The organism is Flagellimonas olearia (assembly GCF_009184425.1).
Lineage (GTDB): Bacteria > Bacteroidota > Bacteroidia > Flavobacteriales > Flavobacteriaceae > Flagellimonas > Flagellimonas olearia.
Genome location: NZ_WELG01000002.1, coordinates 1,123,640 through 1,148,262 on the forward strand (window position 1 = coordinate 1,123,640; position 24,623 = coordinate 1,148,262).

Genomic DNA, 24,623 nt, shown 5'->3' on the forward strand with positions numbered 1-24,623 from the left:
TTTATCTGTATAAGGTAAAGTGCCCAACAAACTCCCGGTCAGAGCCATCATTCAATTTTATGATGTACCAATAATCACCTGAGGGAAGGGGCTTTGATTCATAATAGCCATCCCAACCTTGGTCCATGGTCCCCATGATTTTGATTTTCCGGCCGTATCGGTCAAAAATGTAGGTTTGAACATCTGGGAACCATTCCATGTTTCGTGGTCTCCAATAATCATTCTGCCCATCATTGTTTGGAGTGAAGAAATTGGGAACCGATATTTCAATCAGGGTCATCGTTATGGTTTCTGTGGTTTCGCAACCATTATTGTCCACAACTCTTACTTGGAAAGTTCCGCTCCTGTCAATGGTAAATGTGTTGGATGGACTTCCAGGATTATCTTCAAAATAATAGGTGTAGGGAGGAAACCCTCCCGAAACATTGGCAGCTATTTCATTTACATAAACATTTGCCAACGAGAGTTTTAGTGGCTCAATCTGATTTATGGAAAAAGGAATTTCCAAAAGGCAACCGTTGGTATGCAATATGGATAATGAATGATCCCCAGGGCTGATGACTTCAAAATCTGGAGTCATTACAAAATCATTGGGGTTTGTAGAATCCAGGGCGTAGAGAAGAGCATTGCTGATGGATGGGTCGGACAGCGTGACCGCAATGGTATTGGAAGGCAATCCGGAATCGCATAAATAGATGGGTTCTACGGATGCATCGAGGTTGGGCCCACCAGCTAAGATTTCAAAGTTGGTTTCAGATTGACAATCATTTTGATCTATGACGGTCAACTTGTGGTTTCCAGCAGCCAGATTCTCAAAGGAAAAAGAATTTTGGTTAAAGAGTTCGGATGGCATAGAATCCAATTGAACGGTTAGGGGCAGATTTGTATTGAAAACATTCACATGTACCACACCATCTTCACTTTGCCAACAAGTCTCATTTTCTACGTTGGTCGATATATCAAACCCAGTAATCGTCACCACAAAGGAGTTCTCCGCTGCGGGGCACGTTCCGTTGGCGGGGCTGTAGACAAATATGGTGTTGTCTCCCAGGTTGGTGATAGGGTCACCCTCGAAGAGGGCCGTCCCCGTTCCCGCGGCCCCTGTGAAATAGTTACCGTTGGTGAGGGCTGGCAGGATGTATGAGTCGCATGCCTCGACATCGGCGGGGTTATCGGGCCTTGGCTGTTCGGTGACGGTGACGGTTGCCGTTGCGTCCGTGGTGCATGGTGCTGTCGCGGTGACGGTATAGGTGTAGGCTCCCGCCCCGTTGAATGCGGGGCTCCAGTTGCCCCCTGCATCGGGTGTTCCCCCGAGCTGTGCGAAAAGGTCCGCATCAGTCAGCAGGGTGCCCTCACAGATGTTGATGTTGGCGTCTGTTCCGGCATCGGGTTGATCTGTGATAGTAATGGTGAAGCTTTCTTCATCTGTGCAAACCGGAGCAACACCACCAGTTTCATCATATATATATAATGTAATATTAGAGGTAATAATGTCTCCTTCACTGTACATAGTGCCACCTCCTAATGGGCCTCCTGGTAGGTCATAATACGCTTCATTTCCGGAAAGGGTTCCCGTTATAGGAGGAAGTGCATAAGATTCACATGCCTCTTGGTTGGGAATGGCATCTATATCAGGCTGAAGGTATATATAGATAGTTTGTTCAACATCGGTATAGTTTCCATAGATATCCGTAATTCTGTACGTTCGGGTAATGGTTTCAGGGTTTGTTAAGCCATCTGAAGTGTCTCCAATATGGGTAACAGTGTCCACGGCACAGTTGTCTGCTTCATCCGTGACAACACTTGGATCTGGTAGGGGAGGGGCACCACAAACAGTCAAGGTCAATGGGTTACTGGCCTTTGGAGGTTCGTTGTCAACAATGGCTACGGTAAAAACGTCCAGATGTTCAAAATTCACATTGTCGAAATAGGCGTTTTGGCTTGCATCAATACTTGTAGCAAGAATCTCGGTAAGAGTGCCGGTCAAAAAGTTGCCATCACCATCAGTATCTATCAATAATATTAAGTTGCCACAGTTACCATTGTTTAGAATGTCTGAACCGGAAAGGTCGACTCGAACACTTACATTTGTAATTGGATCAACTCCACCGGGAGAAACTGTTTTTTGTATTCTCCATTCCCTTCCGATTCGGGCACTATAATCTGTAGGAAGTTCAATGAGAGATTGGTTGATATCACCATGGTCATTTCCCCATAATAGATAATTATGAAGAGTGGATGTGGTTGTTACCGATGTGCTATTTGCAGTGGTGTTGTCTACAATCGGTCGGGATTGGTCTAGATTGTCCGTTGCAAAATTATTGTCCATTGACATGGTAACGACTGCTCCAGTATTTTCACTTTGGGCAATACGTTGGTGAAGATTGTATCGTAGTTTTAAATCGTCATAGGATGTGCTGTTGTCTCCTCCATCTATATCTTCAAACCGATCTCTGCCCAATCCGGCTATGTCATATATGTATATTGGGTCTGGTTGCCAAATGGTGGTCCCATCTGCTGCTAGATAAGTGTATCCTTGATTGCCAACGGTACTGCCCAATTGTCCTGTATTGTTTAGGGTGATGCCATACTTAATGGCCAAATAGCTTTCCACTCGTTGTATGGAGTTGGCATCCAAAGGACCATCGGCCAATAAAATTTCGGCAATGTTTCCTGTAAGGTTTCTATTGGAATCATTGCTGTTGAAATGTTTTCCAAGTCTATTGAATAAGTATAAATCCCGTTCAACATCTGGAAAGTTTTTTATGATGTTGATATCGGGTAAACCATTTACTTGTGTTCTTAAGACTTCATCTTCCAAAAAAGGGTTTGTGTCAACTTGTCGCACAAGAACACCAATGGTAGGTAATCCTTGGAGATCAATATTGCCACTCTCAAAATCACTCCATGGGGTCCAGGTTCGCCCAATTGAGAATCTATTTCCATCCGAGACGCCTATGGAGAGATTGGTAGTGGAACTATGGTAAGAATCGATGTCTCCTCCAAAAAGTAGGCGTTGGGTTTCAGCACTATTTCCCATACCGCGGGCATGGAATACAATAAAGACTGTAATCTCTTCTCTGGTTGATGATCTAAAATGTAAAGCTTGTCCATCACCACTTCCATCAAATTCAATGGAAGGATTAAAGTTCATATCGTTTCGGCGTAGTGTGGGTAGGCGCGGAATGGAACCAATAGGGTTAAGATACGCTGGTGAACCAAATGAGTGTTCAAAACCTAAGGGGTAAGGTTGGGAATAGTTTCCAGGAGCTGGATGTTGGACAGCATCTTGGGGAGTCCCATCGATGAAGTCGTACCAAGTGGTCACGGAAGTACCATCAGCAGGGGCCGGGGGAGTGAAGAGTTGAAATTGTCCGCTGGGAGTAGGCGCTGCGTTCACCGCTCTGTCCGCAGTGAACCACGTGTCAACTTGTTGGCCCAGTATGGAGTTGCTTAAAAGCAAAATGCCCAGTATGCATAAGGGACGCAACCATTTTAAATTACAATGGAAGAAGACCGGTTTTGATATGGTCCGGATTCGGTTGTAGTGTAGTAAAAGTTTTGTCATAACAAGTAGGTTTTAGGGTGTATTTCTTGTTGGGGTAAAATCAAGAAATAGATTTGGTATTATAAAATAAAGTGCTGCCGTGTTACCAAAAGGGGGTCAATTAACCAATGGGCGTTTAGAATTGACGAAAGGGCGTTTAGAATTGACGAAAAAATGTACCAACCTTAAAATTTTATGGTTTTTGTGCATATATGGACAGGTGCATGAATTAGGAAATGAAGAGTTACGGTCCATGGTTTTCAATAAAAGGGCCGCCAAAAATGTTTGACGGCCCAACTATACCATGGCCAACAGTACTGAGAGAAACCAAACCTTACACGCTCAGTTGAATTATGGACAGGATAGTTACTTTGGTCAGTGGTATGTTGTATATATAATTTTATTGGGAGAAGTAGTTGAGTAGGATCTTCTGCATTCAATGTGTAATCTGATCCTTAAAACCATTACGACCAAGGAATTTAAATAAATTCCTTGGCGTAACGGAAACCTCAACTAAACTAAACACTTTTTCGACCTTTGGTCTTGAAAAGTGCATTGCTATATGTGCATGCGTTAAAAATTGATCTTGCTTTTCAATTGGCTTTAACGCTTACTTGCACAACAAACATAGGATGTTATTTCCTTCCAGAGGTGTCCCAACTAACCAATGCCCCATTTGATCTTACGGATGGGCCATTTGAATTGGTGGAATATAATTTGGGTTCGAAATTTGTCAAAAAAAAACAGCCCCAAAAATGGGGCTGTCCTTATGTTATATTTGAAATATATGTCCCGGCGAATTACGAATTGTCATCCACACCGGCATCCGGAGCATTGGTTTTTACGGAAGCAATCCCGTTTTCCATGGCCGCAGTGCTGGAATACATTTCACTATTACCGATTACCTGACCGTTGGAAGCCTTCAGGTTAAAGTAAGGGCTACCGTCTTTGGCAGTCTTTCTGTCGAACCTACCATCTTCCTGAGAATTTTTTCGGACAGATTCAATTCCGTTCTCGCAGGCGGCTTTGGTGGTATACCCTTCGCTGCTTAAGATTACTTGGCCGTTATTGGCCTTTAAATTAAACCTGAACTGACCAGATTTATCTGTTTTGATTTCAAATTTTCCCATACTGAATATATTTTATATCTTAAATCTAGATATTTTCTTAAAAAATGACCAATAAATGGGTGTAAAATTACCATTAAACTAACAGATAATGGGCTTTTGCACGACACTTGAACCAATCAACGCCAGTAAGAACAACAAAAGATAGGTTACACACGTACTTGTCCATCCCCAAATACATAGTATTTGTTGGTCACCAATTGTTTTAGCCCCAAGGGCCCACGGTGGTGCAATTTATCAGTACTGATGGCCAGTTCTGCACCCACGCCCATCTGTCCGCCATCGGTGAAACGGGTGGAAGCATTTTGGTATACCGCCGCACAATCCACATTTTCCATGAAAGTTTGGGCCACGGTATTGTTTTCGGTCATGATGGAGGCCGAATGCCCTCCGGAATGGGTGTTGATCTTTTCAATGGCCTCATCTAAATTGTCCACAGCTCCAATAACACATTTCATGGCCAAGAACTCCTCTTCCCAAACCGATGGGTCGGGAATGACATTTTCTTCTGGTAAGATGGATTTCACCTTTTCATCTACTAAAATCGATACGCCTTTGTCAATCAATAGTTGTCTCAATTCCTTGAGTTTATCATCGTAACCTTCCATCCTTGTATCGATCAATATTTTGTCCAAGGCATTACAGGCCGAAATCTTATGGGTCTTGGCATTGATGATGACCTCCAAGCTTTTTTTCCAATCCGCTTCTTGGTGTACATAGAGGAAATTGTTTCCTCGACCACTTACGAGAACGGCACATTTGGCATGTTCTTTCACAAAAGCAATCAATCGTTCACCACCACGTGGAACGATCAGATCTAGGTCTTGGTCCGGGTTTTTCAAAAATTCTTGGGTCTGGGTACGGTCCATTTCCAAAAACTGGATGAAATCGGCGGGGAGATTGTTCTCTGCCAAGGCCTGATGCCAAAACTTTACCAAAGCCTTGTTGCTATGATAGGCTTCTTTCCCGCCTTTCAACAATATTTTGTTATTGGCTTTAAAGGCCAGCACGGCAGCTTCCACGGTAACATCAGGTCGGGATTCATAAATGATCATGATGGTCCCAAATGGAGCCGTTTTGTTGATGATCTTTAAACCATTGTCCAAATGCCGGGTAGATATTTCCTGATTTACCGGATCTGATTGCAACCGGACTTCCTTCACGGCCTGAATCATCTGATCTACCTTTTTTTGGTCTACCACCAAACGGTCATAGAGGGCTTGATCGTCCCGATCAAAGGCATCCAAATCTTTTTGGTTGGCTTGGAGGAGCTCTTCCCGGTTTTTGTCCAGGATTTGCTCCATGTCTGCCAATACTTTATTCTTTATATCTGTGTTCAATAATTTCATAGTCGTTTTTTAAAGGGAAACTTTGGTCCCCACTTTTTTTCCTTCAACAATGTCTATAATGATATTCTCTTTCTTCCCGTTCACAATATAGGATGGAATGTTGTTGGCCGCCGCTATTTGGGCGTAGTTCAATTTAGAGCCCATTCCACCACGGCCTTCGCCTTCGGCTTTATTGCCCTCTTCAATATACTTGTCCAAATCTTCTTTGGGCGCCACTTTTTGAATGACTTCGGAATCCTCTTTTTCGGGATGTCCATTGTACAATCCATCAATATCGGTCATGAGGATGAGCTTGTCCGCATTCATCAATTGGGCAATCAACGTGGCCAATTCATCATTGTCCGAGAACATGGACATGGCTACCGAAACGGCGTCGTCTTCATTGGCAATGGGCACTACACCTTCGGACAGAAGACCTTCTATGCAATTGATCATATTGTCCCGGTGTACCCCAGGGTTAAAATCCCGTTTTGTGGGCAGTACTTGCGCACATTTCATTCCATAATCACTGAAAATGTTGTAGTAGTGCCGCATCATTCTGGGTTGTCCTATGGCAGAATATACCTGTCTGCGCTGGGTCTTGTCCTTTATTTTGGATTTTCCCAGCACCTCTTTTCCCGCAATTACGGAGCCAGAGGAAACCAAAATGGTCATGATGTCACGTTCGTATAGTTCAGCGATCTGTTGCACCAAACTATTGAGTACGGGTCTTACAATTCTGTTGTCCTTGTTGGTCATTACATTGGTTCCTACCTTAACGACCACGAGTTCTTTATACATGATTTAATATTCTTCGCCGAGTTCCACGGCGCGGTTAAAGGCGGCAAAGGCCGCTTCTTTTATCAATTCGTTTACATTATTGTCCTGCATGGAATCCAAAGCGGCACGGGTGGTACCTCCTTTGGAAGCCACTCTTTCCATCCATGAATCCGGGGTAAGGTTGTTCTGGTTGAACAGTTCCACGGCCCCGGTAAAGGTTTGGCTCACCAGAACTTTGGAAACATTTTCGGAAAAGCCCATTTGTAGGGCGGCCTCCATCATACTTTGCATAAAGTAAAAAACGTATGCGGGACCACTCCCCGAAATGCCTGTTGAGGCATCAATAAATTTTTCATTTTTTACGCGGAGGGATTTTCCAGTGGTGTCCAACAGGCCTTCCACCATAAAAAGTTCCAAACGGGAAACTTCGTCGGAAGAAACATAGCTGGTCAAACCCTTACCCACCTGAGCGGGCAGATTGGGCATGGCCCGTACCACTTTTTTAATACCAAGGGATTCTTGGATAAAGTTAATGGTGACCCCGGCCATTATGGAAATGAACAATTGCTCGGGATTTACCAAGTGCTTCATGCGTTTAAAGAGTTCTTCGGCATGGAAGGGTTTAACGGCCAAAAAGATGATATCTGCTTGGGGAACACAGTCCTCCAAACGATCTATGGCATCAAAATGGGCGATTTTATCGACCTCTTCCATTTTTTCCTTTGATTTGTCCAACACCATGATGTTGCGCTTTTTCAATAGCTTGGACTTGGACATACCTGTGGCGTAGGTAAGTCCCATGTTACCTGCGCCAATAACCAATACTTTCATTGTTTTATATAAAGGGTTAGAATATTTTTAAGCGGATACATTGCAATCCTTACAGTCTTTTACTTCTCCGTAATAGGTTTCACGGTATCTGTGCAGCGTGCGAAAAGGAAGGCCAAAAATATACTCTTTGATATACGTGACCTGGGTAGTGAGTTCCCCCATTTTAACACTATACCGTTTTTCGTATTGGGTCTTCCGCTTGATTTTTGTAAGTTTCATGATATGGTCAATGTGTTGATGACTATTCGTTTTCCCTGTTTAGGTATTTTTCACGGTATTCGGCCGTTTTGATGGTCTTTCTTCGCCGTACCGATTTTTTGGTGTACTCCTGACGGTCCCTGATTTGCTCCAATCGCTTGGTATTTCTATACTTTCTTTTGTAGCGCTTTAGGGCACGTTCTATACTTTCACCTGATTTTACTTCTATTTTGAGCATATATTGATTTATCTGTTCAATCTCATTTCTGTGTGGGTCACGTCAAACCCATTCTCTTTAAAAAACGCTTCTTTCGGATATTGGTTTTCGTTGGTGATGTGGACGGCTACGTCGCCTTTACAGTATTGGAGGGTGTATTCCAAGAGCTTTGGCTCAATGTTTTTGCCTCGATGCTCCCGGTGCACCACAAAAAAGACCATAAAATTCTCTGGGATATAATCGCCCATCCCTGTTTTGTTGACCACGGCCAGACCAAGGATTTTTTCCCGTTCCTCAATGACAAATACATATCCACCCAAGCCCGGTATTTCCTTTGCCGAATATTGTATGGCTTTTCGGATGGCATTTTTTGATGCTTTTTTTCCATCTTGGTGGTCGAATATAAAATTGGTCAATCTGGCGGTTTCCATAGTGGAAAGCCGTGTATAAGCGTCATAGGTTTTTATCACCATGCTTTGATGCTTGTCTAAAATGTTTTTTTGATGGTTTAGGGTATAATTGCATAGGAACGATGCAGGCAATTGCGGAGTTTTTCCACAATGTTACATCGCAAAAATTACCACTGAAGTGGTCTAAAAATTAAAGCGTAGGGGGGATGAATTTATCCGGTTGGTTTCTAAAAACCAGATATTGAAAGCTCAGGATCCTGCAATTTTTCCTTTCGTGGAGTTTGATCTTCATCGCTGCAAAGGTAGCCAATGCAAACGGTATATGCCAATTATACTGGGTTTTATGCTTTTTATAACGTTTGTTTCACGCTTGTTTTAACAGTTTTTGGAGCTATGATCTAGAGGCTATATATTCTTAAAATTTGGCAATTGGGAAACATCTGGGCACCCAATTTGCTCCATTACCTGCTTCAATTGGGTTTTTAACAACATGGCGGTATGGTCCCCGCCGGATTTCCCTAAAGCCGCTGCTCCATACATAAAGGAACGGCCCAAAAATGCAAATTGTGCTCCACTGGCCAAGGTTCTGGCAATATCGGGTCCAGAGCGCACACCACTGTCCATCATCACGGTGAGCTGATCTCCATATTTTGCCGCTATCCGGGTCAAGGGTTTTATGGTGGATTCCCCGGCATCCAATTGTCTACCTCCATGATTGGATACAATAATACCATCCAATCCCAAGGATATGGCCTTTTCGGTATCCGCTTCCGTGGCCACTCCTTTTAACACCAATTTTCCTTTCCATAGATCCCTGATTTGGGCAATTTTATCCATGTCCATGCGCTTGCTAAAGGTCTGGTCCATGAACAATCCTAATTGTTTTAAGTTGAGTCCTTTGGGCATATAGGGTCGCAACACCTCAAAATTGGGTTGGCCATGCTTTAGGGTCTCAAAGGCCCATTTGGGTTTGCCCAATACTTGTAGAATATTGGCAATGTTCATCTTTGGTGGCATGGATAGCCCATTTTTGATTTCCTTGGCACGAAACCCAAAAACCGGGGTGTCACATAAAAGGACCAAAACGGGGCAGCCGGCTGCCTCGGCACGTTGAATTAAATCGTCACGGACCGATTTCTCCGTGGGATGGTATAATTGGAACCACGCTTTACCTTCGGTAATCTCACTGATGCGTTCTATGCTCGATGTGGTCACCGTACTCAGAATAAAGGGAATGTTATGGTCAAAGGCTGCTTTGGCCAAAATTTCGGGTGAATTGGGCCACATCAACCCCTGAAGCCCTATGGGCGATATCCCAAAAGGGGCATCATACTCCTGTCCAAAGATTTTGGTGGTCATGTTGGCCTCTTTGTAGGCATCCAAATATCTGGGCAATAGCTCAACTTCCCTAATTTCCCGGGTGTTCTTTCGCAGATTTACCTCTTCATTGCATCCACTGTCCAAATATTCAAAGGCAAATCTGGGAATGCGTTTGCGAGCCCCTTCTCGGAGGTCCTCAATGGAGGGATATCTAGGATTGAACTTTGGGGTATACCGGGCCATATCTGCTGTGTGTTTCTTCTATCTGCGTGGTTCCAATTGTTATGCGGTTACTCCGATGGAGCGCTTTCAACCGTATCAAAAACGTGTTTGGCGTAGTTGTAGCCTTTGGTTTCGTACAGTTTTCGCATATGGTTCAATCTGGACTTGAAATCTTCAAAATCCTTATCTTCTTTTTGGGACCAAACCACTTCAGATAGTGCAGTGGCTCTTGGTAGGGCCATATATTCCATATGCTCATCCGTTGGGATATACTCGGACCAAATGTTCCCTTGGGCTCCCAAGATATAATGCTGTTGATCTGCCGATAATTCCTCTGGAACAGGTTCGTAGCTATATACTTTTTCAACCGGCAAGAAACCACCAATGGATAAAGGCTCATTGTCCGTGTCCTTGGACTGATAGTGGTCAAAATAACAGTGGGAATTTGGGGTCATGATCACATTATGGTCTTGTTTTGCCGCTTCAATGCCTCCTTTTACACCTCTCCAGGACATTACCGTTGCATTGGGGGCCAAACCACCTTCCAAAATTTCATCCCATCCAATGATCTGCTTGCCTTTACTATTGAGGTATTTTTCCATTCGGGTTACAAAGTAACTCTGTAGGGCGTGTTCGTCCTCAAGACCTTCCTCTTTGATCCTTTTTTGGCAATTGGGGCAGCGCTCCCAGTTTTTCTTTGGACATTCATCTCCTCCAATATGGATGTATTTTGATGGGAAAAGGGCGGTTACCTCGTCCAATACCCCTTCCAAAAAGGCAAAGGTCTCTTCTTTTCCGGCACAGTAAACATCATTGTATACCCCCCATGACTCTTGAACTACCTTGGGTTGGCCATTTTTCTGTTGTTCCTTTGAAGCTTCGGACATTAGACCGTTGGGCACTTCAGTAGGTTCCTCAGGGAAGCAGCTCAAATACGGATAAGAAGCAATGGCCGCTTGGCTGTGGCCGGGAAGTTCAATTTCTGGAATGACCTCAACATGGCGCTTTTGGGCATAAGCCAAGACCTCCTTTATGTCATCTTGGGTGTAGAAACCACCGTAACGCTCATTGTCATTGGTTTCACCGGGATAATGACCTGTTATGGTGCCATTTCGGTAGGCTCCGACCTTGGTGAGTTCAGGATATTTTTTGATTTCTATACGCCATCCTTGATCCTCGGTCAAGTGCCAGTGGAAGGTGTTCATTTTGTGCATGGCAATCATGTCGATGTACTTTTTCACAAAATCTACATCAAAGAAATGACGTGCTACATCCAAGTGCATTCCCCTGTAAATGAATCGGGGTTGATCTTTGATGGAGACAGCAGGTACAGTAATATCGGTAATGGATGACCCTTCTTCGGGGGGGCTGATCAATTGTACAAGGGACTGGATGCCATAAAAAACACCTTTGGCGTTCTTTCCCGAAATGTTGATTTGGTCAGGGGTCACCTCAAGCGTGTATCCTTCTTCGTTTTCAATTTGATCGTTCAGAACTAGGTCGATGCTGGCTTTTTGGTCCGTAATGGATGGACTTACTTGGGTCAACTGTTGAATGGACTCGGCAAGAAACGTAGCTTCTTCGTTAAGGCCTTCGGCAGCACTGATGGAAGTGCCTCCATCTATCACAAACTTACCGACCTGCATGGTCAATTCCGCAGGTTTAGGAATCACTTGATAGTCTTCCGCTGTGTTTTGAACGTTGTCGTACTTTCCGGTACAGGCCATTATAAAAATGGCCCCTACGGCAATAATCACTTTCTTCATAGGGTTACAAATTATAATTCAAATATTTTTTTGGTCAACAGCCATTTCTCCCCGGGTTTGGCCGAGGGCAATGCTTGTTGGTAGTTCCACATCAGTTTTTCCCATTCCTGTACTTTGGGATTTTCAGCATCGGCCTGTTGTTTTGCTTCAAACGAAAAGGAAGCATCGACCTCCATGATCATGAACAGGCGATTTTCAATTCGGTAGATTTCCATGTTTCGGATTCCGGAATCGGTAATGCTCTCCAAGATTTCAGGCCACACTTTTTTATGATGGTCTTCGTAGGCTCGAATACTTTCTTCATCATCCACAAGGTCCAAGGCGAGGCAAAATCTTCTCAAATCTCCCATATGTGTTCGTTTTTGAAGGTTTTGAAACCAAACCATGCAATGTAAACAAAACAGCAGAGCGGTAGTATAAAGGAGAAGTTCACTTCTGAAACCCCCATCATTTTGGTATCGGCCACACCATTTCCGCCAACATCAATGATCATACCTTGTAGTTTGGGCATCAAGGCACCTCCAACGATGGCCATGACCAATCCGGCGGCACCCAATTTGGATTCCTCCTCGGTGAGTCCGTTTAGGGCAATGCCATAAATGGTAGGGAACATGAGCGACATAAAGAACGAAACACCTACAAGACAGTACAATCCCAAATGTCCTTCAATAAAAATTGTTCCCGCGGCACAGGCCCCAGCCAGCACGGCAAACCACATCAACAGTTTTCCTGAACTGATGAACCGGAGCATATAGGTGCCAATGGCCCTTCCCACCAAAAAGACAATGAACGCCACAAATTGATAGTTGGCGGCCACATCACTTGCCATGCCTATGGCCTCGGCATATTGATAGATATAAGTCCAGCACATGATCTGTGCGCCCACATACAGTACTTGGGCCAATACGCCCAAGATGTATTTAGGTCTATGGAACAATGCTTTTCCGGTTTCTTGGAGCGAAGGAATAGTGCCATCGCCTTTGGCCTGGGGCATCTTGCTCACCAAGATCAATACAAAGACCGCCAAGATCACCAATCCAAGGATAACATAGGGGTCTCTAATGACCATAAGGTCCGATGTTCGGATCAAGGCTTTCTTCGCTTCATCCAAGGATGAATAATCCGCGATGTCATCGGATTGTAATTTTTTAAGAACGAATTGCTGGGCAATAAGCAGACCCAAAATCAATCCCACAGGATTAAAGACTTGGGCAAGATTTAAGCGCTGGGTGGCCGTTTCTTTATCGCCCATGGCCAAAATGTATGGATTGGCGGTGGTTTCCAAAAAGGCAAGTCCAAAGGTAAGGACGTACAGCCCTAGGCAGAAAAACCAAAACTTTTCGGTGATGGCCGCGGGGTAGAACATCAAGGCACCGGCGGCATATAGGGCCAAGCCTATCAATACCCCAACCTTGTAAGAATACTTTCGGACGAACAATGCCGCTGGCAAGGCCATGCAGAAATACCCTCCATAAAAAGCCATCTGTACCCATGCAGCCTGGGAGTTGGACAACTCCAACACTTTTTTAAAGGCCTGAACCATAGGGTCGGTCACCGCATTGGCAAAACCCCAGAGCGCAAAGAGCGAAGTGATCAGGATAAAGGGTAAGAGAACTTTTTTGGATACAATTTTTGGTTTGGTCATGGTTGATATTTTAAAGCGAACGGTCCAAATGGGTATAGCCACCATCCACATAGATCAGTTGGCCGGTGGTGTGACTGGATTTTTCTGAAAGAAGAAAAGCTACTGTATTCGCAATTTCTTCCGGAGTGGTCATTCTTTTTTCCAAAGGGATATTGTCCGTGATTTCTTTGAGTTTTTCTTCTGGGTTATCAAACGAATTTATCCATCTTTTATATAATGGCGTAAAGGATTCGGCAACAATTACGGCATTCACCCGAATGGAATAAGGGAGCAGCTCCACGGCCCATTCCCGGGTAAGCGAATTTCGGGCCCCGTTTGCGGCCGCATAGCCTGAGGTGTTCCCTTGGCCCGTCACCGAGGTTTTGGAACCTATGTTTACAATACTTCCCTTGTTCTTCTTCAATTGGGGCAAGGCATGGTGGGCCATCACATAATAATGGCCAACATTTCGCTCCAAGGAACGTTTGAAATCGTCATAATTTCCATTTTCAAGCCCCACGCCGTCATTGACCCCGGCATTGTTCACCAGTCCATCGATTCTTCCAAACTCTTGGATGGTTTTCTCAATGGCATTTTTGCATTGTTGGGGGTCGGTGAGTTCCGCGATGGCATAAAAGGCTTTGCCTCCGGTTTTGGTGATTTCTTCCACGGCAGCCAATACATCACTTTCCTTTCGTCCAATAATTACCGGGATGGCCCCTTCATGGGCGAGCACTTGGCAAATACCATTGCCAATGCCCTTGTCACCTCCGGTGACCATAATCACCTTATCCTTCAATCCTAAATCCATGTATTATTGGTTTGTAGTGAATACCCCTATTTCCGCAAAGGAAGTCCGGGCGTCCCCATTGTGCTTTTCCAAAGCACGTAATTTAATGTATCTGCCTGAAACCGGCTCGAATTTAACCTTTTGTTCAATGCGATTGTTGAACACATTACCAAATTCTCCTTTTGATGCCGATTTCCATGTGCGGTTATCTGGACTGACCAAAAATTCATATTTGGTGATCATTCCAAACGGATAGCGTTCTTGGATAGGCCAGTAGCTAAATCCGGTAAGGGTATGGGATGCGCCCAAATCGATGGTAATGTCATTGATATCGGAGGAGTCCTTATCCGTGGCCCAAAAGGTATGGGGGTCCTCATCCATAAGCTTAACGACATCCGCATTATTTTCTATGGCACCAACTACTTTCCAATCCTTTTTAGCCAAGTCAAAATATTGGCTCACCGCTTGGGTTTGTTGTCCATTGTTTGGATTTACGGCGATGGCCTTTACGGTGGCTGGTGTCAAAACAGGAAAAGGACCCTCATATTTTTGTGAAGTCGTGGTTGGGTCATCCCCATTCGTGGTCACATAGAGGTCCACTTCGTCATCCGGTACTTCAATGGAAACCATCCCTTCTTTGTTTCTGGTGATTTTTGGGTCCACTAAAAAGGGAGGGGCATTGTAAAGTTCTAGGGTGGAGAGGGTGATGGGGCCTTTGGCGTCCAAAATATCCACTTTTACTTGGGAAGCGGTAACCGTTTCAAACCTGAGGATACGTTTGTACCCTACAGTGGTCTGCTCATCCAAAACTTGCCATGTGCCATCGACTTCAGCACTGACCGTGAATTTCTTGATGCGTTGTCCCAAAGGAATATACTCTTGGAGGAGTATGCGATTGACTTTGGTGGGTTCATTAAAACGTATAGTGATGGAAGCTTGGGTGGTTCCCTCATCCGTGGCCCAATAGGTGTCAAAGTTTCCATCAATGGCCTTTTCGGCATTGAAGGAGGAACTGTTACCCCTGACGTTGGAGGCTTCGGCGGTGTTTCCCTGGGCCAATTCTTGTGCAAAATCCTTATCGATTTGTGCTTTGAGTGCCATTAATTGTTGTACATCGGTTTCATGCACCAAGCCTCTATCGTCCACGGGGAGGTTCAACAAAAAGTTTCCGTTCCTACCAATGGATTCGTAATACGTTCGCACCAAACGCGGCAAGGTTTTTACCTGATGGTCCTCGCCGGGATGGTAATACCATCCGGGACGAATGGAGGTATTCACTTCAGCGGGCAGCCAATATGTTCCATCTTCATGGCCGGAACGCAGTTCCACATACCTTGGCCATCCGGGATGGATCTCATCCCTGCGCATCACGCTCCAGTTGGTCTCATTGGCCCAACCTTCCTCGTTACCCACCCAGCGGATGTCTGGTCCACCATCACTGAAAATGACCGCATTGGGCTGTAATTCCCTAATCATTTCGGTGGTCTTTTCCCATTCGTAATAGGTTTTGTTGTCTATTTTTCGGGTTTCATTGGCACCGCCATAGTATCCTGAACCTCCGTTGGCACCATCAAACCAAACTTCGAAGAGTTCCCCATAATTGGTCAACAGTTCCCGTAATTGTTCGTGGAAAATTTCCACATATTCTGGTTTTCCATAATATTCGTTATTACGGTCCCAAGGAGAGAGGTATAATCCCAACTTAAGGCCATACTCCTTGCAGGCATCGGCCAATTCTTGGACCACATCGCCTTTTCCATCCTTCCATGGCGAATTTTTAACGGAATGCTCGGTGGTCTTGGTAGGCCACAAGCAGAATCCATCGTGGTGCTTGGCGGTCAAAATGATTCCCTTCATTCCTGCCTCTTTGGCCACTTTGGCCCATTGTCGGGTATCCAATTGAGTAGGGTTGAAGAGGTCTACAGATTCCCCTCCCGTACCCCATTCCATATTGGTAAAGGTGTTCATGTTGAAATGGATAAAGGCATAGTATTGCAGCTCATGCCAGTCCATTTGGCGTTGCGAAGGGGTGGGACCAACAGCTTTTGGGGGCTCCACGGTCTGGCAAGCCATCAGTAAAAGAATCAGGGATAGGGTTAGAATGTGGGCTTTTCGAATCATTTTCATGGTTTTATTTTATGAGATACCAGGTATAGCCGTTCGGGGCAATTTCCACTTGGAGCGGAATGGTATAATCTCTAGTGACAGTATATTCTTTTGGGTTTGTTCCTTTGTGTGACACTTGGGTGATAGCATGGATATCCGTATAGTACATTGGAATTTCCAAGGTTTCCTTTATAGTTTTATCCGTGGGGTTGAATAGCATCACCAGACCTTTATTTTCTATATCTGGATTGGCATGCATAAACCCGTCCCAAGACCTTCCATCGGGTCTTTTCAGGTGGATGATGTCTGAGTTTAGGATATCCCTGTACTGTTTATAATGTTCAATCTGTGATATCACCAAATCTTTGGTTTCCTTGGCATCGTACAAGCGTGGTCCACGGTAACAGGCCTGCACCCCGGAACCATAGTTTTGGGCCATGTGGGCCTCGTAGGAATCCAAATGGTCTTTTAGCGGCTCCAAAGTGGCTGCTTTTCCCCCGCCGTGATATTCGGTGAGCGGAACAAAGGTCCAAGCCATGGATGGTGTTTTTTCCCAAGTGCCATCATAGATGTTTTGTCGCCCCAGTACAATCTGTTGCTCCCGGGGAAGCGACCAGTTGACCTCCCTATACCCAATGCCGCATTTGTTGGAGCCTTCCAAAAAGTAAAAGTCAGGAGCGTTAAGGTAGATGCCGTTTTCCCGCAACCAATGGTAAAAATCCACGGACATGTTCCATTGCACCCATTGTGAGTCTTCGTACCCTTTATGGTATTTGTGTGTGGTCGATGCACAGTGGTCGCCTGGGTAGGGCCCGTCATGTTCCAAGAGGTCAAAACCTGTATTTTTCAAGAAAAACTTGAGTTTTTCCAAATAGTCTTTGCCCCATTCGCTGGCCATGCAAGGAGCGTTTCCAAATTTGGTGCCCCCCGGTTTTCCGGTTTCCTTATTGATGACATCCACAGATTCGTTGATGCTTCGGCTTGAAAATAGCGAGTAGCCGCCCAAGGCGATGCCTTTACTGTGGGCATAATCGGCCAACTTCTTATATTTTTTGATATTTTCTGGGGAATTGTCCTCCATGTTCAATCCACTCCCAAAGCTAAGGATGACCATCTCGTAGCCCGTGTCCACACATTGGTCTATGGCGGCTTTCACCTCTTTTTCATCCGTGGTGGTCAAATGCATGAAAATGGGATTTTCGGTGACCCATGGAGCCAGTTTTCGATACATTTTTCGGAGGCTGAGTGCGGTCTGTTCCCGATTGCCCCGCTCTTCGAGCAATAGTTCATAAGTCCTGAAACTCTCAAAAGTGCTTTCAGGTTTTAGGTCAAGGTTGGGACCTACAGGGAGTTGACTCACCAATAGGCAAGGGGTCTCCATCTTCCAGTTTACTTGGGAGGTGTATTCCGGGTCTTGCTCCCAAAATGTGGTTACGGTAGATTCGCCTGCGGTAAACCCGCCGAAAGCGTAATTGCTCTCCACATGCAAGTTGGGTTTTCGCCATGTGTTGGGCGTCTCCACAGGGTTTTCAACTTCAGGAAAGGCCAACAGTTCGCTTTTAAATCGGTTCAGGGTGATGGTGTTCTCTCCGAGATTTTTCACAGAAATCCATTTTGAAATCAATGGCATGCCATCAAAAACTTCATAATGGACCAAAACCTCTATTCCTTGCAATTCTTTGGATTCGTGGTTGAACTTTAAGGTGAGACGCTTTCCCGTGGCAAAGGAATTTTCTGCGGTGTTGTACCGTAGCTCAGGGTTCCAAGCAATGCGAGGACTTATATCTTCAATGACATGGCTTGTGTATTGAAAATCGGAAGTCTGGGCTTCAAGGTCATTTAACCATGATTCCTTGAAATAGCCATGCTCTTTTAACCCGTATAAGCCGCCAACGTTATAGACACTGTCGTTCAAAGTGACCTCCGCTTCCGGTTTGATGCTACGGAGCATGGTTTCCTGTGTGGTAAGGTTTTTAAACTCTACCGTGGCTGCATTGGGCAGCAACTGTATTTTCCGAAGTACCAATCCATTGGTCAGTGAAATGGTATTTTCCGATTCCGTTATTTCCGCTTTATAGGTATCCGGTTGCAGAAGCCAATCCGTTTGGACTTGGGCAAAGGAGACCATACTACAAAGTAGTATGAGGAACAGGGCACTATTTCTTTGGTTCAATTTCATTCCGGTTGTGTTGCATTGGGCCATGGAACTTGCTCTCCAGTTGCTTTGTCAAAAGGCATTTGGGCGTCAACTGCTATCAAATGCTCCGTGAGGATGGCGGCCAATTCCTTTACCTTTTCAGGATATTCCCCCACTTTGTTTTGGGTTTCCCCAATATCTTCTTTGATGTTATAGAGTTCCATTTGTTGGTTTTTGTGGAAATAAATCAATTTCCAATCTCCCAATCGGATGGCACTGAACGCATCGATTCCGGGTCCTTCGGGTCCCCATTCGTTGGGGTAATGCCAAAAGAAAGGGCGATTATCGGCAGAGATATTGTCTCCTTGCAATAGGGAAGTGAAACTTTGACCGTCGACCACTTGTACCACTTCCGGACTTTCAACACCGGCCATTTCCAAAATGGTGGGGAAGAAATCCTCTATGATGACAGGAGTATTGGTCACAGAACCGGGAGTGGTTTTTCCGGACCACTTCACCAACATGGGCTCTCGGATCCCCCCTTCGTAGATAGATCCTTTTCCACTGGCCAGAGGTTTGTTGTGGGTATGAGGTTCCCCACCACGGGCCACGGCGCTCAATCCTCCATTGTCCGACATGAAGAGAATAATGGTATTTTCTGTAAGCTGCTTTTTTTCCAGATAATCCATAATGTCCCCCAAACTTTTGTCCATTCCTTCCACCATGGAAGCATATTTGGCTTCGGTGCTGTCCAATCCCTTGTCCAAATATCCTTGAACGAACCTTGGATCACCCATGATGGGTGTGTGTACGGCGTAATGCGCCATGTATAGGAAAAAAGGTTTTTGGTCCGGTTTGGAATCCAATTTTTGCAAGGCCTCTTGGGTCAATGCTTCGGTGAGGAAAATGTCCTTGCCATGGTATTTTTCCAATCCGGGTACCGCCCAAATCTCCTTCCCTTTTTTTCCGTTGCCGAAGTTTTGCATCCCGTAATAGCTTTCCGGTGCACCAGCGGCATGTCCAGCAATATTCACATCAAAACCCAGGTTCAATGGGTTTTCGCCAGGGGTTCCAATAGCCCCAAAATGTGCTTTTCCGGTATGGACGGTGAAATACCCGGCGTCTTTTAAAATTTGAGGAAATGGGGTGGCATATACCGCTAGTGAATCCTTATTGTTTTGTGGGTTGATGCCGTTTGTATTCCATTTTGGAAAGCCCAAGGTTGGATGGTTGTTCTCCATGGGCTGGATGGCATTTTTGTGCAAGGTCCAATTGGTGACCCGATGCCGTGCGGCATTCATGCCGGTGATAAGGCTTATCCGGGTAGGGGAACAGACCGGAGTGGCGTAGGCCTGGGTAAATTTCATCCCCTCGGCGGCCAAACGCTCCATGTTAGGGGTATGGTATAGGTCATTGAAAGGGGTTCTTTTGTTCCAAAAAGGGACAGAGGTGTCTTGCCATCCCATGTCATCCACCAAAAAGAGGACAATATTGGGCTGTGAAATTTCCTGTTCCTTTTCTTGTTCCTTGCAGCCCAAAAGTAGTGTTCCAAAGAGTAGGACAAAGGCAAAATGTTGTAGTGAAGTTTTCATCTTAATTGCTTTCAATTACAGAACCGTCTTCGCGGTACAAGTCTATTTTACCATCCAAGAGTACGGCCAAAACGGTCATGTTTTCGTCCAACACATAATCAGGGACTTGGATGTATTTAATGCCCGGATAATGGCTCCAATAGATTTTGCCCACCACTTTGTGGGAAAGTTTGGTGCCATCGCCCACAACCCATATGCGGTTGATCTTGTTCTTTATTCCCCGAAGTACGATTTCCCCGTTCGGATTTCCTTTTACGAACAGATACAGGATGCTTTTATCTTTTGAAAGTGTAGTGGGGCCATAGAAATGTTCTTTGGGAATACCTGCAACGGTGCCAAAAATGGCCTCTTTGTGCTTTTGGGTCCACCGTCCCAAACCTGTCAAGAGTTCTTCCTGTTCCTTTGGGATGGAACCATCCCCTTTTGGACCAATGTCCAATAACAAGTTTCCACCTGATGAAATCACATCGGTAAAAATGCCTATTAACTGATCCAGACTTTTATAATCATGGTCATTTTTTTGATATCCCCACGAGTTGTTCATGGTCATACAGAGTTCCCAATAATTGTCCTTGGGACGGGTAACGGGCATACCCTGCTCGGGAGTGGCGTAATCCCCATGCCCCTGCAATCTGGAATTGATGATGGTGCCTGGATTTTGATCCAGCAGCATTTGTCGTACTTTGGGGGCTTCCCACTCCGCGGAACTGTGCTCCCAATCCCCATCAAACCACCATAAATCCGGATTGTAGGTTTTTGAAAGCTCTTTGAGTTGTCCTTGGTAATAGTTTAAAAAAGTGTTCCATCGTTTGGGATCATCTGCAGGTTTGTACCGCATAGAATCCCTGGTATGGTGGGTGTAGTCTTGATAGGACCAATCGGGGAGCGAATAATAGATGCCCACCTTTAACCCATCCTTTCTCAGGGCGTTGACAAAGGGGGAGAGTACGTCCCTTTTGGCCGCCGAAGCCTTTTTGGCGTTAAAATCGCCAAACTTGCTGTCCCAAAGGGCAAACCCATCATGGTGTTTTGAGGTGATGACGGAGTAACGTGCCCCACTCTTTTTGATAAGGTCGGCCCAAGCCACGGGGTCATAGTTTTTGGCGGTGAATCCATTGGTCTGTTTCAGGTAATCGTTGTGTGAAATATACCCGTTAAAAAAGGACCAGGACTCATCAATGCCGTTTACGGCATATAGGCCCCAATGGATAAAAATACCCAGCTTGGCATCTTGGAACCACTGCATTTTCTCTTCTTCCGGATGTGTATTGTTCTGTGCATGTCCGGGAAGTGATGTCAAAAAGAGTAAGGTTAGAATACCTAAAAGGGTCATCTTTTCAAGGGCTATCCGGATAGTGTTCTTTCGCAATGGTGATGTCATTTTATATGGGGTCATTTAATCGTTTGTCTTTGTAAGGTTTGTATTTAGTTTGATTTCTTCGTTGGCCTTTATTGGTAGGTCAACCACGGACGAGCCATATTTTAAGGTAATGCTCGTGTCTGATGGGGAACGAAAAGCAACTTCCTCCAAGGTACCATTCTTCCAGCTCATGTCTACCTCAATATTTCCCCTGGCCTTTAGGCCAGTTATTTTTCCATCCTTCCAGTTGGGAGGGAGGGCCGGCAGCAATCGAATAAACCCTTCGTGTGATTGGATCAGCAGTTCCGCTACCCCGGCGGTATATCCAAAATTACCATCAATCTGGAAAGGGGGGTGCATGTCGAACATATTGTTTGCCAAGGAAATCTCAAAGAATTTTTGGATGTTTTCCCCAGCCGAGGCACCATCCAACAAGCGGGCATTCAAATTGATCATCCAGACGCGACTCCAGCCGGTTCCGGCACCTCCATGTTCCAATCGGTAATCAATGGTTTTTTGGGCAGCGGCAAAAGCTTCGGGATTGTTTTCCGTAATGTCGTCTCCAGGGTGAAGGGCATAGAGGTGCGACATGTGCCGGTGTCCTTTTTCAGGTTCGTTATAGGGTTCGTTCCATTCCAAAATGCGTCCATCCTTTCCAACGATCACTCCGGGATGTAGTGCAGCTCTCTTGGTTTTTACCTCTTCCACAAGCTCGTCTTCGATGTTTAAAATCTGGGCCGTTTCCAGAAAATTATCAAACACTTCCCCGATGATTTGATGTCCCATGGCGCTTCCCATGGAAACCGCGGCTGATTTGCCGTTTGGGTTGTAATAGGAATTTTCCGGGGAGGTTTCCGGGGTGGAGATCCATTTTTTGCTTTTGGGGTCCCAAGTCAGCCAATCCAAGTAAAAAGAGGCAATGTCCTTCAGGACAGGATAGGCCCGATTACGCAAAAAACCCTTGTCTTGGGTGAATTGATAATGCTCCCAATAATGCTGGGCGCACCATCCACCTCCATGGATCCACGATCCCCAATAGGCTCTTTCGGCCCGCATAAATGGGGTTGCCCAAAGGTCCGTGGTATGGTGGGCCATGGTACCTCTGGTAATGCCGTATTGTTCCTTGGCGGTTTTTCGGCCTCGTTCCAGCACCCTGTCGATAAGATTGAAAAAAGGTTGATGGAGTTCACTGAGATTGGTGACCTCCGCGGGCCAATAATTCATTTGTAGGTTGATGTTGAGGTGGTAATCGGCATTCCAAGGTGCTTCAAGATGTTCGTTCCAAATCCCCTGTAGATTGGCCGGATTGGTGTTGGGTCGCGAAGAGGAGATCAACAAGTACCTTCCATATTGAAAAAGTAGGGATTGCAGACCCAAATCTGTGCTTTCTTCCTTGCAGCGCTTTAAGCGCTCATCGGTAGGAATGTGGTTTAAATTATCTTCTCCCAACTCAAAACTGACCCTGTTGTAAAGTGGTTGGTAGTCTGAAACATGCCGTTCCAAAAGCGATGCGAACGACTTCTGCGTGATTTTGGAAAGGGTCTCGTCATTTTTTTCAGAAAAATTGTCGCCTTGATAGAAAGAAGTGTTGCCCACGATAAAGATTAGGGCTCTTTTAGCTCCTTTTACAGAAACCTTGCCATCTTTGGCAGTGACTTTTCCATCAGGGGCCACCACTTGTAACCGCACCTCAAAACGTACTCCGTGATCAATGGGCAAGGGTTTGGAGAATCGCTTCCCGCCATATTGGGTCACTTGTCCCAACATACTGATTTGATTTTGGGAAGGGTTGGAAACACTCACTGTGGCTTTGCCATGATCTTCAGGTCTGCTGAGGGAAAGTTCCAGATTCAAACCTTTCTGGGAGGTGGTGGTAAGTTCCATCACCATGGCATCATCGGGCTGGGAGGCGAACACTTTTTGGGTGTAATGGTTGCCGTTAAGCATATAGGAGGTGGAGGCCAACGCCTGGTTGAGATCCAATTCCCTTCGATAGTCACTGATTTCCCCAGTTTCTTTAAAATCAATGAAAAGATCCCCCATGGTTTGGTGTGAGCGTAGGACGGTCTTGTTGGAGAATTTTTCAACAATCAAGCTGTCCACTTCAGCAGTTTTACCCTCTCGCAACAATTGCCGCAACATTTCGAGGTCTTCGGGAGCTCCCTGCGCGTCTTCCCAATCAGGTCCTCCAGCCCACATGGAATCCTCGTTGAGTTGAAGGCGCTCCTTGAGAGGGTCTCCAAAAACCATAGCGCCCAAACGGCCATTGCCAATGGGAAGGGCCTGCATCCATTCTTCGGCGGGACTGGAGTACCATAAAATATCCTCGGAATCTTGGGCATTCAATGTAGATAGGATACTGGTCAAAATAAAAACCAGCCCCAATGTCAATTTTAATGGGGTGGGGTTCTTCGGTACAAAAGAAAAGGATTTGGTCATCATAGCTTATAAAACTTTTGAGCGGTTAATCCCATGACTTGTTTTCGAGATTCCCTTGGATATTTGGTCAGATATTGGGTCAAAATACAATTTACCTGCTTGTATTCGGCCGAAAGCAGACAAACGGGCCAATCCGAACCAAACATGATTCGGTCAGCGCCAAAGGACTGGAACACCACATCCAAATAGGGGATGAAATCACTTTTGGACCATTTGCCCCATTTGGCCTCAGTGACCATGCCCGAAGCCTTGCAATATACATGGTCTTGTTGCCCAAGTTGGTTCATGTAGTGTTCCCAACAGGGTTCTATTTTGCCATTTATTTTAGGTTTGGCAATGTGGTCTACTACAAAAGGTTGGTTGGGAAACAATTTTACGAGTTCCAAGGCAGAGGATAAATGTTTTGGGAATATGAGGATGTCGTACGTAAGCCCATATTTTTCCAAAAGGGAAATGCCTCTCAAGAATTCTGGGCGAAGCATAAAATAGTCGTCCGGTTCATCCTGGACAATATGTCTTAATCCCTTCAACAAAGGGTTTTTTGAATATTCCTGTAGTTTTTCCTCGATATCTTCGGCACAGAGATCCAACCAACCCACTACGCCCTTGATGAAGGGATGTTCCTCGGCGCATTTCAACAGAAATTCGGTTTCCGCTTCGGATTGATCGGCCTGTACCGCAACACAACCATCCAATTCATGGTTTTGGAGCAAGGGTTCCAAGTCCTCGGGCAAAAAGTCCTTTTTAAGGACTCCCATGGTGGAATCTATCCAAGCATGACTGCTGGGGCTGTATCTCCAAAAATGTTGATGGCTGTCAATTTTCATCC

General features: G+C 45.3%; 19 protein-coding genes. All 19 read right to left on the minus strand.

The window, feature by feature from the left end; genetic code table 11:
- Position 1: 1 nt before the first annotated feature.
- A complete protein-coding gene (locus F8C76_RS14470; protein ID WP_152132399.1) occupies positions 2-3,568 on the minus strand; it encodes a T9SS type B sorting domain-containing protein in 3,567 nt (1,188 codons plus the stop codon).
- Between the two features lie 779 nt (positions 3,569-4,347).
- Complete coding sequence (locus tag F8C76_RS14475) at positions 4,348-4,677, minus strand: YegP family protein (protein WP_129655789.1); 330 nt, start codon at positions 4,675-4,677, stop codon at positions 4,348-4,350.
- A 146-nt stretch (positions 4,678-4,823) separates the two neighbouring features.
- Positions 4,824-6,023 (minus strand): glutamate-5-semialdehyde dehydrogenase, encoded by a 1,200-nt coding sequence (locus F8C76_RS14480; protein WP_152132400.1) that lies wholly within the window; start codon positions 6,021-6,023, stop codon positions 4,824-4,826.
- A gap of 9 nt (positions 6,024-6,032) precedes the next feature.
- On the minus strand, positions 6,033-6,803 hold the full coding sequence (proB, locus tag F8C76_RS14485; RefSeq protein WP_152132401.1) for a glutamate 5-kinase: 771 nt from the start codon (positions 6,801-6,803) through the stop codon (positions 6,033-6,035).
- A 3-nt stretch (positions 6,804-6,806) separates the two neighbouring features.
- Positions 6,807-7,613, minus strand: a complete 807-nt coding sequence (gene proC / locus F8C76_RS14490) for a pyrroline-5-carboxylate reductase (RefSeq protein ID WP_129655783.1) — start codon at positions 7,611-7,613, stop codon at positions 6,807-6,809.
- 27 nt (positions 7,614-7,640) lie between these two features.
- The gene (locus F8C76_RS14495) at positions 7,641-7,832 is read right to left on the minus strand and encodes a hypothetical protein (protein WP_152132402.1); all 192 of its coding nucleotides are present in this window, start codon (positions 7,830-7,832) and stop codon (positions 7,641-7,643) included.
- 22 nt (positions 7,833-7,854) lie between these two features.
- Positions 7,855-8,049: a 30S ribosomal protein S21 gene (rpsU, locus tag F8C76_RS14500; protein WP_116217044.1), complete on the minus strand. Its 195-nt coding sequence runs from the start codon at positions 8,047-8,049 to the stop codon at positions 7,855-7,857.
- 8 nt (positions 8,050-8,057) lie between these two features.
- Positions 8,058-8,501 carry a GNAT family N-acetyltransferase gene (locus tag F8C76_RS14505; protein ID WP_152132403.1) on the minus strand — a complete coding sequence of 148 codons (444 nt, stop codon included), beginning with the start codon at positions 8,499-8,501 and terminating at the stop codon, positions 8,058-8,060.
- 342 nt (positions 8,502-8,843) lie between these two features.
- The gene (locus F8C76_RS14510) at positions 8,844-10,001 is read right to left on the minus strand and encodes an alpha-hydroxy acid oxidase (protein ID WP_152132404.1); all 1,158 of its coding nucleotides are present in this window, start codon (positions 9,999-10,001) and stop codon (positions 8,844-8,846) included.
- A 47-nt stretch (positions 10,002-10,048) separates the two neighbouring features.
- The gene (locus F8C76_RS14515; RefSeq protein WP_211372158.1) at positions 10,049-11,746 is read right to left on the minus strand and encodes a beta-N-acetylhexosaminidase; all 1,698 of its coding nucleotides are present in this window, start codon (positions 11,744-11,746) and stop codon (positions 10,049-10,051) included.
- An 11-nt stretch (positions 11,747-11,757) separates the two neighbouring features.
- Positions 11,758-12,087 carry an L-rhamnose mutarotase gene (locus F8C76_RS14520; protein ID WP_152132897.1) on the minus strand — a complete coding sequence of 110 codons (330 nt, stop codon included), beginning with the start codon at positions 12,085-12,087 and terminating at the stop codon, positions 11,758-11,760.
- Positions 12,084-13,391 (minus strand): L-fucose:H+ symporter permease, encoded by a 1,308-nt coding sequence (gene fucP, locus F8C76_RS14525; RefSeq protein ID WP_129655777.1) that lies wholly within the window; start codon positions 13,389-13,391, stop codon positions 12,084-12,086. Before fucP ends, F8C76_RS14520 begins: the two co-directional genes overlap by 4 nt.
- Positions 13,392-13,401: 10 nt before the next feature.
- Positions 13,402-14,181, minus strand: a complete 780-nt coding sequence (locus F8C76_RS14530; RefSeq protein WP_152132405.1) for an L-fucose dehydrogenase — start codon at positions 14,179-14,181, stop codon at positions 13,402-13,404.
- A gap of 3 nt (positions 14,182-14,184) precedes the next feature.
- Positions 14,185-16,281: an alpha-L-fucosidase gene (locus F8C76_RS14535; RefSeq protein ID WP_152132406.1), complete on the minus strand. Its 2,097-nt coding sequence runs from the start codon at positions 16,279-16,281 to the stop codon at positions 14,185-14,187.
- Between the two features lie 10 nt (positions 16,282-16,291).
- The gene (locus F8C76_RS14540) at positions 16,292-18,445 is read right to left on the minus strand and encodes a glycoside hydrolase family 36 N-terminal domain-containing protein (protein ID WP_152132407.1); all 2,154 of its coding nucleotides are present in this window, start codon (positions 18,443-18,445) and stop codon (positions 16,292-16,294) included.
- On the minus strand, positions 18,442-19,995 hold the full coding sequence (locus F8C76_RS14545) for a sulfatase (RefSeq protein ID WP_152132408.1): 1,554 nt from the start codon (positions 19,993-19,995) through the stop codon (positions 18,442-18,444). The genes F8C76_RS14540 and F8C76_RS14545 overlap by 4 nt, the downstream gene beginning before the upstream one ends.
- 1 nt (position 19,996) lies before the next feature.
- On the minus strand, positions 19,997-21,391 hold the full coding sequence (locus F8C76_RS14550; RefSeq protein WP_249042425.1) for an alpha-L-fucosidase: 1,395 nt from the start codon (positions 21,389-21,391) through the stop codon (positions 19,997-19,999).
- Entirely contained in the window at positions 21,392-23,797 is a 2,406-nt protein-coding gene (locus F8C76_RS14555; RefSeq protein WP_249042426.1) for a glycoside hydrolase family 95 protein, read from the minus strand.
- Positions 23,794-24,621, minus strand: coding sequence for an amidohydrolase family protein (locus F8C76_RS14560; RefSeq protein ID WP_152132409.1), 828 nt, complete (start codon positions 24,619-24,621; stop codon positions 23,794-23,796). Before F8C76_RS14560 ends, F8C76_RS14555 begins: the two co-directional genes overlap by 4 nt.
- Positions 24,622-24,623 lie beyond the last annotated feature (2 nt).

Coding starts and splice junctions, on each gene's coding strand:
- F8C76_RS14535 (WP_152132406.1), bottom strand. CDS start 16,281: ATGATTCGAAAAGCCCACATTCTAACCCTATCCCTGATTCTTTTACTG.
- F8C76_RS14550 (WP_249042425.1), bottom strand. CDS start 21,391: ATGACCCCATATAAAATGACATCACCATTGCGAAAGAACACTATCCGG.
- rpsU (WP_116217044.1), bottom strand. CDS start 8,049: ATGCTCAAAATAGAAGTAAAATCAGGTGAAAGTATAGAACGTGCCCTA.
- F8C76_RS14510 (WP_152132404.1), bottom strand. CDS start 10,001: ATGGCCCGGTATACCCCAAAGTTCAATCCTAGATATCCCTCCATTGAG.
- F8C76_RS14470 (WP_152132399.1), bottom strand. CDS start 3,568: ATGACAAAACTTTTACTACACTACAACCGAATCCGGACCATATCAAAA.
- F8C76_RS14560 (WP_152132409.1), bottom strand. CDS start 24,621: ATGAAAATTGACAGCCATCAACATTTTTGGAGATACAGCCCCAGCAGT.
- F8C76_RS14495 (WP_152132402.1), bottom strand. CDS start 7,832: ATGAAACTTACAAAAATCAAGCGGAAGACCCAATACGAAAAACGGTAT.
- F8C76_RS14555 (WP_249042426.1), bottom strand. CDS start 23,797: ATGATGACCAAATCCTTTTCTTTTGTACCGAAGAACCCCACCCCATTA.
- F8C76_RS14540 (WP_152132407.1), bottom strand. CDS start 18,445: ATGAAATTGAACCAAAGAAATAGTGCCCTGTTCCTCATACTACTTTGT.
- F8C76_RS14545 (WP_152132408.1), bottom strand. CDS start 19,995: ATGAAAACTTCACTACAACATTTTGCCTTTGTCCTACTCTTTGGAACA.
- proB (WP_152132401.1), bottom strand. CDS start 6,803: ATGTATAAAGAACTCGTGGTCGTTAAGGTAGGAACCAATGTAATGACC.
- F8C76_RS14505 (WP_152132403.1), bottom strand. CDS start 8,501: ATGGTGATAAAAACCTATGACGCTTATACACGGCTTTCCACTATGGAA.
- F8C76_RS14475 (WP_129655789.1), bottom strand. CDS start 4,677: ATGGGAAAATTTGAAATCAAAACAGATAAATCTGGTCAGTTCAGGTTT.
- proC (WP_129655783.1), bottom strand. CDS start 7,613: ATGAAAGTATTGGTTATTGGCGCAGGTAACATGGGACTTACCTACGCC.
- F8C76_RS14530 (WP_152132405.1), bottom strand. CDS start 14,181: ATGGATTTAGGATTGAAGGATAAGGTGATTATGGTCACCGGAGGTGAC.
- F8C76_RS14515 (WP_211372158.1), bottom strand. CDS start 11,746: ATGAAGAAAGTGATTATTGCCGTAGGGGCCATTTTTATAATGGCCTGT.
- F8C76_RS14480 (WP_152132400.1), bottom strand. CDS start 6,023: ATGAAATTATTGAACACAGATATAAAGAATAAAGTATTGGCAGACATG.
- fucP (WP_129655777.1), bottom strand. CDS start 13,391: ATGACCAAACCAAAAATTGTATCCAAAAAAGTTCTCTTACCCTTTATC.